Raw genomic sequence first — 12,362 nt, 5'->3', positions numbered from 1 at the left:
CGTCTTAAAGATGACGTGACTTCTAACATGCGGTCAAGTTACGGGGAAATCAATGGGTGGCGGCGGGATAGTCTTTAATGGATAATGCCGCGAAGCCGCAGGAGAAGCCGCACATGTTGAGTTACCGCCACAGTTTTCACGCCGGCAACCATGCCGACGTACTGAAACACACCGTTCAGAGCCTGATCATTGAATCTCTGAAAGAAAAAGAAAAGCCCTTCCTTTATCTCGACACCCACGCGGGTGCCGGGCGTTATCAGCTGAGCGGCGAACATGCCGAACGTACTGGCGAATATCTGGAAGGCATCGCGCGCATCTGGCAGCGGGACGATATTCCTGAAGAACTGGCGGCGTATATGTCAGTCGTCAATCACTTCAACCGCAACGAGAGCCTGCGTTATTACCCGGGTTCACCGCTGATTGCCCGTCAGCTGTTGCGCGAAGACGACAAACTGCACCTGACCGAACTGCACCCGAGCGATTTCCCGCTGCTGCGCAGTGAATTCCAGAAAGATGACCGTACCCGCGTTGCGCGTGCCGACGGTTATCAGCAGTTGAAAGCCCAGTTGCCACCGCCTTCACGTCGCGGGCTGATCCTGATGGACCCGCCGTACGAAATGAAAACCGATTATCAGGATGTGGTAAAAGGCATTCAGGAAGGCTACAAACGTTTTGCCACCGGCACTTACGCGTTGTGGTATCCGGTGGTGATGCGCCAGCAAATTAAGAAAATGCTGCGTGATCTCGAAGCAACCGGCATCCGCCGTATTCTGCAAATCGAACTGGGCGTGCGACCGGACAGCGATCAGCGCGGCATGACCGCTTCCGGCATGATCGTGATTAACCCGCCATGGAAGCTCGAGCAGCAGATGAACAACGTACTGCCGTGGCTGCTCAAAGTGCTGGTGCCTTCCGGTACCGGTCACACCACGGTGAACTGGGTAGTGCCTGAGTAAGTAAAGAATTTCCCTTCGCTGAGGCCTTTTTCTAAGGTCTCAGCTATCAAACCTATTGCAGCCATCGATCCAAACTTTGCGACAAAACGCATTCACGCGCTAAACTCACAAGCAATTTTTAAGATTAGCGACGCCGGTATGGCGTTCTTCATTTTTGACAACTCATGGAAAATCCGATGACCAAACATTATGACTATCTGGCAATTGGCGGCGGCAGCGGCGGTATCGCATCAATCAACCGTGCAGCCATGTATGGGAAAAAATGTGCGCTGATCGAAGCTAAAGAGCTGGGCGGCACGTGCGTCAACGTGGGTTGTGTCCCGAAAAAAGTGATGTGGCATGCCGCGCAAATCGCTGAAGCGATCCGCAACTACGGCCCGGATTACGGCTTTGATACCACCGTGAACAGCTTCAACTGGAAAACGCTGGTCGCCAACCGTACCGCCTACATCGACCGTATCCATACCTCGTACGATAACGTGCTGGGCAAAAATAACGTTGATGTGATCAAAGGCTTCGCCCGTTTCGTTGACGATCATACTGTGGAAGTGAACGGTGAGAAGATCACTGCAGATCACATCCTGATCGCTACCGGCGGACGCCCGAGCCATCCGGATATTCCGGGTGCAGAATACGGCATTGATTCAGACGGTTTCTTCGATCTGACCGAAATGCCAAAACGCGTTGCGGTGGTTGGCGCAGGTTATATCGCGGTAGAAATCGCCGGTGTGATGAACGCGCTGGGTGCTGAAACCCATCTGTTCGTGCGTAAACACGCGCCGCTGCGGACTTTCGATCCGCTGATCGTTGAAACGCTGGTGGAAGTGATGGAAACCGAAGGCCCGGCGCTGCATAAAGAATCCATTCCGAAAGAAGTGGTGAAAAATGCCGACGGCAGCCTGACGCTTAAGCTGGAAAACGGTCAGGAATTTGAAGTCGACAGCCTGGTCTGGGCGATTGGCCGCGAACCGGAAACCGATAACTTCAATCTGAAAGCGACCGGCGTGAAAACCAACGAAAAAGGTTACATCGTCGTCGATAAGTTCCAGAACACCAGCGTAAACGGGATTTACGCCGTTGGCGATAATACCGGTGCCGTTGAACTGACTCCGGTTGCCGTTGCTGCGGGTCGTCGTCTGTCTGAGCGTCTGTTTAACAACAAACCTGACGAACATCTGGATTACAGCAACATTGCGACCGTGGTGTTCAGTCACCCGCCAATCGGTACGGTCGGTCTGACTGAACCGCAGGCGAAAGAGCAGTTCGGCGAAGAAAACGTGAAAGTCTACAAATCTGCTTTCACCGCCATGTACACTGCCGTCACTCAACACCGCCAGCCGTGCCGCATGAAACTGGTGTGCGTCGGTGCTGAAGAGAAAATCGTCGGTATCCACGGTATCGGCTACGGTATGGATGAAATGTTGCAGGGCTTTGCGGTCGCACTGAAAATGGGCGCGACCAAGAAAGACTTCGACAACACCGTCGCCATCCACCCGACCGGTGCGGAAGAGTTTGTGACTATGCGTTAATTCGCGGGGCTTGCGCTGAGTCGCAATGCACTGAAAGGCTGCCGATCGGCAGCCTTTTTTGTTGCCGTCAGTCCAGCAAAATCACTTTCGAACTCTCCGTCTCGAATAGCGGCTTACAGAGTATTTTATAACTGTCGCGGTCAAAGTGCGGCACAGCGATATCGAAGGCTTTGGCGTCTTCCAGCGTTTTGACCGTTCCCAGATAGAACCAGTGATTGATGACGTGATAATCGGTCAGCCCGTTGGCTTCTTCGGCGATGGCAATGCGCCCCGGATACGGCCAGCTGCGGATTCTCAGGGTGCTGAGTGCATTTCTGAGGCGCGCCTGATGGACGTCGGGCGTCTCTTTACCGCAACAGACACCGGCACATTTGCCGAGTGAAAAGCGGAAACACGCACGATTTTTTGCCAGTTTTTCCAGCCCCAGCGCGCCGTAACACAGCTTTTCCTGATCGGCGATATCCCGGATTTTTTCGACTGCCGACATTTTAGTTTTAAACAGGCCAAATAAATCTTCGCTGTGAGAAAAATCCACGTCATCGCTGAACACAATACTGGCCGTCAGCCCCTGAAGCCGGATCGAACACAGCTTGCGGGCGGTGCGCAGCCGCTTATTAAACAGCGGTCGTCGGGTTTTAATCAGATCCGATTCCAGCAGTAACGCCCCCACTTCACCGATCGTCTCGATGAATTCAATATCGCGGGTCATATGCAGAAGTTTGGCTTCGGCAGGATTGCGGAAATGCGACATCACGCGGCTGCGGATATTCACGCTTTTACCGATATACAGCGGAAAGGCATTATCGTCGCCGTAAAAAATATAGACGCCGCTGCCGTTGGGTAAGTTTTCTAAGGTATGGCGAAGATGTTCAGGGTACTGATAAAGCTCGGTAAAAAACTCTTTTTCGGGATTCCACAAAATAACTGACCTGCTTTAACCGGATAAACGTCGTATAGAAAACAGACGAATAATACTGGTGATTTATACAGCCTTCAACCTTTATGGAAAAAATCGGGTGTAAATGTTGGACGTCAGGATTTACGCCTGCGTACGCAGCTCAATATATTCCTGTCCGCTCAGTAAGTTGGCTAATGCCGCCTCACGGATTTCGCGCTGATCGGATTGTATCCAGAGATACAAATTATCGAGGTTATCAAACCGCACCAGCACGGTATAGATAGTTTCGCCATGCACCGGGCGCAGGATATTTACATTCTGATAACCTGGAAACCGGGCCGCATCGGTCTTCAGCTGTTCCAGCCAGCGTTCATATTCCGTCAGCTTATCCCGCTGTACGCCGTGGGTGATCACCAGAGTAATGTGGTCAGGTTGATGAGGATAAGTCACAGGATGTTCCTTCTGATTAACCGTTGTTCTGGTTAACTGAATGTTGCGTTATATTCATGAACGATACGAAATCAACACGGCCATTCATAACGGAAATATTTTGGGTTGTTGTTAAACAATTTTTGGGGTGGGGAAAATAATGCGATTAAGCCTTGAAGCGCTGCTGATCCTGGATGCGCTGGACAGACACGGCACTTTTGCCGCAGCGGCCGCCAGACTGTTTAAAACCGCTTCTGCACTGAGTTATACCGTGCAGAAAATGGAAAGTGACCTGAACATTAAACTTCTGGACCGCTCAGGCCACCGTGCGACATTCACACCAACAGGCCGTCTGATGCTGGAAAAAGGCCGTGTGCTGCTGCGTGCCGTCAGTGAGCTGGAACAACAAGCGCAGTACGTCGAAAGCGGCTGGGAAAGCAAACTGACCATCAGCGTGGATGCTTCCGTCCCCTTCGCGCTGCTTGCGCCGCTGATTGACCGTTTTTACGCAGAACATCAGCACACGCAGTTATTGTTCCGCCACGATGTACTGGCCGGTTGCTGGGAAGCGCTGAGTTATGGCGAAGCCGACATCGTATTTGGTGCCGTGCAGGAACCGGTGACGCGCAGCGGCATTGAATACCGTCCGATCGGCTGGCTGGAATATGTGTTTGCCGTCGCGCCGCATCACCCGCTCGCCTCGCTGCCGGAACCGCTGGTGCGTGAGCAAATCCGTCAGTATCGCGCCGTGGTGGTTCACGACACGTCCCGCCATGGCACAGGTGCGGATTTGCGCGTGCTCGATGAGCAGAAAATGCTCAGCGTTCATGATTTTAACGCCAAAGTTCACGCACAAATTGCCGGGCTGGGTTGTGGCTATCTGCCGCGTTATCTGGCCGCCCCCCATCTCGAAAGCGGTGCGCTGGTTGAACGTCGTCTGGATACCGAAACCCGCCGCGATCAGGCTTTTATGGCCTGGAACGAAAACGCGACCGGCAACGCTGCCATGTGGTGGCGCGAAAATTTACAGGATTTCGAGGGCATTGCGGCGGTGTACAGCCAGGCCTGAAAAACAAAAAGCCGCACAATGCGGCTTTTTACGGCGACTAACGCACCGACAAATAATGATGCACCTGAGGTTTATTTTCGCCACGGTGATAACGCGTCACTTCGCTTTGTAAATCGGCATCGGCATGTGACACACGCTGATGCTGACGCAAATGCTCATGCCAGGACTCCACCAGGAACCATTCCACCAGACGCGACGGGTCATCGCTGTGTTCGGTGATCCCCCACGCATAAGCACCGTCACGGCGGCGCGCCAGCGAAAGTTTCCGAATTTCCGCCAGAAACGCCGGGCGATCTTCTTGTGCAATCATGTATTCAATCTGGATCATCACCGGACCGCGGTCGCCCTGCACATCGCCTTCAACCACCGGATTTTCCCAGTGACCGGCAGGCTGTAAATCCGCCTCGCCTGCGGGCAGTTTCAGCCGCCAGCATACCAGCGCGGCGATAACCAGGCCGGTACCGGCGAGTAATAACGCCCCGACCAGACCGGTTTCCTGTGCGATTAATCCCCAGAACAGGCTGCCCGCCGCCATCGCGCCGTTAAATACCATCAGGTACACCGCCAGCCCGCGGCCACGTACCCAGTCAGGCAGCACCGCCTGCGCCACGCCGTTCATGGATGTCAGCGCGATAATCCAGCCAATCCCTAATACCACCATCAGCACCACGGCCAGCCATTTTGCCGGTGACGTCGCCAGCAGCAACATCACGGCGGCGGACAGTAAGGCGGAAAGCAACACCAGCCCGTCAACACTCAGTTTCTGACGTAAACGGGGCAGCAACAGTGCACCGCAAATCGCACCGACGCCCACTGCGCCGAGCAGGATGCCGTAAAATCCGGCGGTACCGTGCAGCATATTGCGGGCAATCAGCGGCAACATCGCCCAGATCGCACTGGCGAAAGCGAAGTAAATCGCGGCACGCAGCAGCACACGATGAAGTTCCCGGCTGGCTTTGACATATCGCAGCCCGGCACGGAACGCGCCAAGAAAGTGTTCTGATAATTCATTTTTCGCTTTGACCGGACGCTTCCACCACAGTAATGCGCCAATCACAAAAACATAGCTCATGACATCTGCGCCATAAGCCGCACCGGCACCGAGACTGGCTAACAGCAAGCCACCGCCCGCAGGCCCTACTGCGCGGGCAATATTAATCCCAAGCGAGTTCAGGGCAACGGCATTTCGCAAATCAGAACGGGGCACCAGTTCCGGCACAATCGCCTGCCAGGCTGGCCCCATCAGCGCCGCACCGATACCGCCGATAAAGGTCAGCGCGACCAGATATTCCACGGTCAGCAAATTATTGTGCGACAACAGAAGCAAGGTTCCGCTGACGCCCGCCAGTAACAACTGAACAAAAATCAGCAGGCGGCGACGGTCAAGAATATCGGACAGCACACCCGCGGGGATCGCCAGCAAAAAAATCGGCAACGTTGCTGCGGTTTGCATCAGCGCCACCGCCGCAGGGTTTGATGAAAGCCCGGTGACTAACCATGAGCTGGCCACATCACGCATAAAACTGCCGGTATTGCCGAGAATGGTTGCCACCCAAATCGTGGCAAACAGCCCCTGTTTGAGCGGCGAAAAAGCGCCGCCGGCCGCAACATTATTCTGGCTCATGCCCGCTCCTTAAGGTCATTCCAGGCGACATAGATAAAAGCGCCGACCAGCCCGATGTGCTCGAAGAAACCGTTCATCATCATGGCGCGTTCATGGCTGGAAACCTGCCAGTACGCATTCGCCATAAAGTTGGCGCTGAAAGTGAACAGCGCCAGCGCCAGCGCGCCAGCCCAGCGAAAGCGTCCGGAAAGAATCAGCGCTGAAGCGCCCAGTTCCAGCACAATCACGGCTGCGGCCATGGGCGCGGCGGGCGATAAGCCGAAATGCTGCATCTCGGCAATCGCGCCGGGAAAATCGAACAGTTTGACGATACCGCCCTGCAGATACGCGGCACACAAGGCCAGCAGGGCCAACCAGCGGATAACCGCGAAAGGGATAACAGGTGCCGACAGGCGGGAAACAGGGGCATGACGCATGATGTCTCTCCTGCCGGAACCCGCCTGAGCACGGTTCCGGCTTAATGGATAAATGAAGAAGGTTACGCTTTGCGCTGAGGGGCTTTGTGCACCATGGTGTAGGCATAATCGACGCCCATACCGTACGCACCGCTGTGCTCGCGAACCAGATTCATCACATCGTCGTAAGTCTCTTTGCGTGACCAGTCGCGCTGGTATTCGAGCAGAACCTGCTGCCAGGTCACCGGCACCGCACCGGCCTGCACCATACGGTCAATGGAACGTTCGTGTGCATCCACGCTGGTGCCGCCGGAAGTATCGGTCACCACATACACTTCATACCCTTCTTTCAGCGCCATCAGTGCCGGGAATGTCAGACACACTTCAGTCCACAGGGCAGAGATAATCAGTTTCTTACGGCCAGTGGCTTCAACAGCTTTCACGAATGCCGCGTCTTCCCAGGAGTTCATTGAGGTACGCTCAATCGGTTTCACATCCGGATGTACCGCCAGTAATTCCGGCCAGATATAGCCGCTGAAGCTTTCCGTTTCAACCGAGGTGTAAATCACCGGCACGTTAAAAACTTTGCCCGCTTTAGCGAGAGCGACCGTATTATTTTTAAGCTGCTGGCGATCGATATTCGCAACGCCGAATGACATTTGTGGCTGATGGTCGATGAAAATCAGGGTGGAGTTCTGTGGGTCCAGCAGATCGAATTTAGACATTTTCATTTCCTCTCAGAGTGCATTGTTGGGTTGTGTGTTTGTATTTCACGTTGTGTTGTTGTGCTGCTGGAATTAACAATAGGTCAGGACATCAAAAGCGGATAGCGGAAAGAATTTGGCAACTTGTTCAGATTTTTTTGACAGGCATCCCCCTCTCTATACCGTCGTAAATCCCTATTACTTTCAGACTGATAGAAGCAACAAAATCTTTTAACGACTTGTCAAAAATAACCCATTATCAATATTTCCCTGCCATGCCTAATGTTGTTTGCAACACAACACACAACCTGTTTAAAACCTGCAAATAACCGCTGAGGAAATATAAAAATGAGCACATTCAATACCCAAGACGGCACTCAAATTTATTTTAAAGACTGGGGCAAAGGTAAGCCGGTGTTATTCAGCCACGGCTGGCCGCTGGATGCCGATATGTGGGACAGCCAGATGAATTTCCTGGCCGATCGCGGCTACCGCGTTATCGCTTTTGACCGTCGTGGTTTTGGCCGTTCAGAGCAGCCATGGGAAGGTTACAACTACGACACTTTCGCCTCTGACATCAACGATCTGATTGAACATCTCGACCTGCACGACGTTACGCTGGTCGGCTTCTCGATGGGCGGCGGCGATGTGACCCGCTACATCAGCCGTTACGGTTCAGAACGAGTCACCAGCCTGGTATTGCTCGGCGCGGTCACCCCGCTGTTTATTAAAACGGATGATCATCCGCAGGGCGTGGATAAATCAGTATTTGACGGCATCCGGGCCGGTTTACTGAAAGACCGCGCACAGTTCATCAGCGACTTTGCGACGCCGTTCTACGGCACTAATCAGGGGATGACCGTTTCCGACGGCGTGATGACACAGACGCTGAACATCGCGCTGATGGCGTCGCTGAAAGGCACCGTCGATTGTGTCACGGCCTTCTCTGAAACAGATTTCCGCCCGGATATGGCGAAAATTACCGTGCCGACGCTGGTTATTCACGGCAGCGCGGATCAGATAGTGCCGTTCGAAGCCACCGGCAAGCTGGCGGCAGAAATGATTAAAAATGCAGAACTGAAAATCTATGAAGGCGCACCGCACGGTTTTGCCGTCACGCATCAGGATCAACTGAACGACGATTTGCTGGCATTCCTGAGCGGAAAATAAATCAGGCCGCAGAAATAAAACAGGCAGGTGATCTGACGATCGCCTGCCTTTTTTTATGCGGCCACTCTTACTTGTCTTTTATACCTAATATTTTGATATTCATGATGGAAAGTGAATTCGGCGGAATTTTACCCGGAATGCCGTCTTTGCCATACGCCAGTTCAGGTGGAATATACAGTGTCGCTTCGCCTTGCAAACCCAGCTTCAGCACGACTTCCTGAAGCACTGCAGGGATTTCCGTTACGGACGCGCTGATCACATTATTGTCTTTTTCGCTGGCAATGACTTTACCGTCGCCCAACGTCTCAATAATCTGCAAACGAATGCCCTTATCCATCGTCACTTTAGGTGCAGAACCTGGCTTAGTAATCTGGTAAATAAAGCCAGATTTGGCTTTCACCGCGCCTTTAGCCTTGCCCGCTTTATCGAGGATTTTCTGGTTATTCTCTACATTTGACGTTTTTTGCTTTTCCTGACGAGAGCGGATATCACTGTCCAGACTGTTCAGCGACTCCCGCATGTCTTCAGTCGACATGTTGGACAGCTCATTCATCCGGTCAACAAAGCCTTTAACAATCACATTGCGATCAATTTTCTCACCGGCGGATACCACCTGCTCGATTTTTGAATTCGCGGCCTGCCCCAGCAAATACCCGACAGAATAAGAACGCCCGGTTTTCTTGCTTTCTTTCGCCTGCAACGTTTTAAGTTCTGCATCACTGATCAACTCTCCGCCAGATTGCGTCACGGCAGCAATACTGTGTGAGGCGAGGTCTTTCTTCGTTTTATCCAGTTCGGCTGTCAGCTTATTTTTTTCTTCAGTGACTTTGGTCGCCGCCAGCTGACTCTCGCTGAGCTGGGCTGTCAGACGTTTCACATCCTCAGAAGATTTTGATAATGCCGTTTGTGACGCCTGATAATCACTTTGCGACTTTTTGTTCGCGGCCTCAGACGCCACCAGTTTTTCCGCCTGCGCTGCGCTCTGTTTCTGCAAATCTGCCAGTTGAATACTCAGTTGCGCTTTATCATCCGTGGCTTGTTTCAGGGTTTTCTGCAAAGCCAGATAATCCGCCTGAGATTTCTTATTGGCGGCTTGTGAAACGGACAACTTTTCATTTTGTGCCGCGCCTTGTTTCTGCAACTCTCCCAGTTGGGTTTTCATTTGCGCATTCTCATCAGCGGCCTGTTTCACGCTTTTCTGCAAGACCAGATAGTCAGCCTGTGACTTTTTGATGGTCGCCTCATACACGGACAGTTTGCCATTCTGTGCGGTGCCCTGTTTTTGCAAGTCTGCCAATTGAGTTTTCATTTGCGCATTCTCATCAGCGGCCTGTTTCAGGATTTTCTGCAGAGCGACATAGTCGGCCTGAGATTTTTTAACCGCCGTCTCTGACACTGACAATTTTCCGGTCTGCGCAGCAGTTTCTTTTTGCGATGCCGCCAGTTGGTTTTTCAACCCGGCATTTTCATCGGTCGCCTGTTTGAGGGTTTTCTGCAAAGCCACGTAGTCAGCCTGAGATTTCTTATTCACAGCATCTGAAACTGACAGTTTGTCATTACGTACAGCATCCTGTTTCTGCAAGTCTGCAAGCTGCGATTTCAATTGCGCATTCTCATCAGTGGCCTGTTTAAGGGACTTTTGCAGTAGCTGATTTTCATTGAGGGATTTGTTATTGGCCTCGACAGCGAACGCTATTTTTTCATTCTGGCTGGCGCCTTGCTTTTGCAGGCTGGCCAGCTGCGTTTTCAGTTGAACATTTTCAGCAGCAGCTTGTTTTGCCGTCGTCTGCAACTCAACCACATTAGCCTGAGATTTATTGCCCGTGCTTTGTAAAGCCTGCAATTTATCGGCCTGTGCAGTCGACTGCTTTTGTAGTGTCTCAAACTGCGTTTTAAGCTTATGATTTTCTTCTGTCGCCTGCTGTAATGTCGCATTCAGCACTGCGAATTCTGCCAGAGATTTACCGTTAGCGTGTTCGGATGAGACCAGTTGTTCGATGCGTGCCGAGGATTGCTTTTTCACGGTATCGAGTTGCGTTTTGAGCTGTGTATTCTCACTGCTTAATTTTTTAAAGCTCGCCTCCAGAGCAGCGAATTCTTTCTGGGCTTTTTTAGTCGCCAATTGAGAGGCAGCTACCTGTTCGGAGGATTTTTTGACTGAGCCGTCCTGACTGGTTTTGAATGCGGTTAACTGTGCTTTCAACCGGGCATTTTCACCCATAGTCTTTTTCAAAGATTGCTGAATATCTGCCACTTCGTCCTGGTATTTTTTTGTCGCCGTCTGCGCCACGGAAAGTTTTTCCGTCAGACTTTCAGCGTGTTTCTGGCTGCTCTTTAGCTTCTGCAACTGAGTGGTAATCTGCTGGTTTTCTTGTTGTGTATTTTTCAGCGAATTTTGCAGTTTTTTCAGTTCATCCTGCGTTTTTTTCTGCGCAAGTTTTTGATCTGCCGACGGCGGGATGACCACAGGTTTGGCTTTTAACGCCGCGATCTGCGTTTGGAGTTGTTGATTTTCTTTTTGTGTATCCGCATAAGATTTTTGCAAAGCCGCGTATTGATCACGGGATTTTTCTGCCGTGGATTTTGCTGTCTCAAGGGATTTTTTGAGCTGCTCATTGGCCTTTTTCTGGGTGTCGCTGACATTCGCAGTAGCAGGCACCGCAGGTGCAGACTGAGTGCTCGCAGGCTGAAGCGCTTTAGGGGCTTTCCTGACGGGCGCTGGCGTCGGTTTAGGTCGCGGTTTTTGCGCTACCGGTTTTTCAACAAGGGCTTTCGGCACGACGATATTTTTTGGAGGCTGGATCAGCGGAGAGGAAGTCTTATCTTTTTCCGCAAAAACAGACGGTTCTGGAGCAGAAATTAAATTTTCACTCTGCAACTGATCCAAAAGACCCAGGTTAGCATCCACCGGTTCTTCAGCATGGGCTCCCTGTATATTGATCAGGAGCAGAATTAAGAAGAAAGACTTCACTCGCGCCATCATATTTTATTCACTTCCTGAGAGCGCTCGTCCATGCTCTTAAAGGCCGCCCCTTTAACTCTTGCGCAGATAAGTTTTAATTTAGAATCCAGCTCTATGTTCAGGATCTCCTGAGCATCTTTATTTATCAAACCTTTATTGGTTTTATAGACATCATAAGATTTTGTCAGTTGATTAAACTGCTTCTGATATAGATCAAAATCGTGAGGAGAGAGACGTTGTAATGCTTTGAATTCATTAACGCACGTATTATTCGAGCTTTTATTTACTGATACCTCTTTTATCGTAGCCACATTATTTTTAGTGCTACAAGCAGTCAATGCGATTAACGCAATGAGAGTCAAAGACATTAAGCAAGGCTTATTCATGGGAATTATCCTGTAGGGTTTTACTGCTAGAACACATTATTTTCCCAGCAAAATACCCCGTGGAACACCCACTTTTACTGAAATGATCATTTAGCAAACACCACATCAAATAAAAACAAAATAAAATCAATAAGTTAAATTAATAAAAATGAAAAAAACCTTTCTTTTTTATGCGTAAAAGAAAAAAATTCGTCGTTGTAACGATGTCTTAATGGATAAATAATTTGTGAAAATTGACAT

At 51.1% G+C, this 12,362-nt stretch carries 11 protein-coding genes; 4 read left to right on the top strand and 7 right to left on the bottom strand.

What is annotated here, in order from left to right; translation table 11 throughout:
• Window positions 1-113: 113 nt before the first annotated feature.
• Complete coding sequence (locus tag HGO41_RS09740; protein ID WP_112197404.1) at window positions 114-956, top strand: 23S rRNA (adenine(2030)-N(6))-methyltransferase RlmJ; 843 nt, start codon at window positions 114-116, stop codon at window positions 954-956.
• A 176-nt stretch (window positions 957-1,132) separates the two neighbouring features.
• Window positions 1,133-2,485, top strand: a complete 1,353-nt coding sequence (gene gorA / locus HGO41_RS09735) for a glutathione-disulfide reductase (RefSeq protein ID WP_112151951.1) — start codon at window positions 1,133-1,135, stop codon at window positions 2,483-2,485.
• 67 nt (window positions 2,486-2,552) lie between these two features.
• Here gorA and cho read toward each other — a convergent pair whose 3' ends face one another.
• The gene (gene cho, locus HGO41_RS09730; RefSeq protein ID WP_013573518.1) at window positions 2,553-3,404 is read right to left on the bottom strand and encodes an excinuclease Cho; all 852 of its coding nucleotides are present in this window, start codon (window positions 3,402-3,404) and stop codon (window positions 2,553-2,555) included.
• Window positions 3,405-3,524: 120 nt separating this feature from the next.
• Window positions 3,525-3,833 carry an antibiotic biosynthesis monooxygenase gene (locus HGO41_RS09725; protein WP_112197958.1) on the bottom strand — a complete coding sequence of 103 codons (309 nt, stop codon included), beginning with the start codon at window positions 3,831-3,833 and terminating at the stop codon, window positions 3,525-3,527.
• A 139-nt stretch (window positions 3,834-3,972) separates the two neighbouring features.
• Between HGO41_RS09725 and HGO41_RS09720 the strand changes: the two genes are divergently transcribed.
• On the top strand, window positions 3,973-4,881 hold the full coding sequence (locus tag HGO41_RS09720; RefSeq protein WP_013573516.1) for a LysR family transcriptional regulator: 909 nt from the start codon (window positions 3,973-3,975) through the stop codon (window positions 4,879-4,881).
• A 37-nt stretch (window positions 4,882-4,918) separates the two neighbouring features.
• Here HGO41_RS09720 and HGO41_RS09715 read toward each other — a convergent pair whose 3' ends face one another.
• The 3 genes from HGO41_RS09715 to HGO41_RS09705 all read right to left on the bottom strand — a co-directional run bounded on the left by HGO41_RS09715 (window position 4,919) and on the right by HGO41_RS09705 (window position 7,625).
• Entirely contained in the window at window positions 4,919-6,505 is a 1,587-nt protein-coding gene (locus HGO41_RS09715; RefSeq protein WP_112197957.1) for an MFS transporter, read from the bottom strand.
• A complete protein-coding gene (locus HGO41_RS09710) occupies window positions 6,502-6,921 on the bottom strand; it encodes a DoxX family protein (protein WP_112197956.1) in 420 nt (139 codons plus the stop codon). Before HGO41_RS09710 ends, HGO41_RS09715 begins: the two co-directional genes overlap by 4 nt.
• 62 nt (window positions 6,922-6,983) lie before the next feature.
• Window positions 6,984-7,625: a hydrolase gene (locus HGO41_RS09705; RefSeq protein WP_013573513.1), complete on the bottom strand. Its 642-nt coding sequence runs from the start codon at window positions 7,623-7,625 to the stop codon at window positions 6,984-6,986.
• Window positions 7,626-7,952: 327 nt separating this feature from the next.
• Between HGO41_RS09705 and HGO41_RS09700 the strand changes: the two genes are divergently transcribed.
• Complete coding sequence (locus tag HGO41_RS09700) at window positions 7,953-8,774, top strand: alpha/beta fold hydrolase (RefSeq protein ID WP_112151954.1); 822 nt, start codon at window positions 7,953-7,955, stop codon at window positions 8,772-8,774.
• Between the two features lie 67 nt (window positions 8,775-8,841).
• Here HGO41_RS09700 and HGO41_RS09695 read toward each other — a convergent pair whose 3' ends face one another.
• A complete protein-coding gene (locus HGO41_RS09695; RefSeq protein WP_223509934.1) occupies window positions 8,842-11,757 on the bottom strand; it encodes an FKBP-type peptidyl-prolyl cis-trans isomerase N-terminal domain-containing protein in 2,916 nt (971 codons plus the stop codon).
• Window positions 11,754-12,122 carry a YuaE family lipoprotein gene (locus tag HGO41_RS09690; protein WP_037033751.1) on the bottom strand — a complete coding sequence of 123 codons (369 nt, stop codon included), beginning with the start codon at window positions 12,120-12,122 and terminating at the stop codon, window positions 11,754-11,756. Before HGO41_RS09690 ends, HGO41_RS09695 begins: the two co-directional genes overlap by 4 nt.
• Between the last annotated feature and the right edge of the window lie 240 nt (window positions 12,123-12,362).

Source organism: Rahnella sp. CG8 (assembly GCF_023701875.1).
Classification (GTDB): Bacteria; Pseudomonadota; Gammaproteobacteria; order Enterobacterales; family Enterobacteriaceae; genus Rahnella; species Rahnella aceris.
This window is presented reverse-complemented; position numbering and strand designations above follow the sequence as displayed.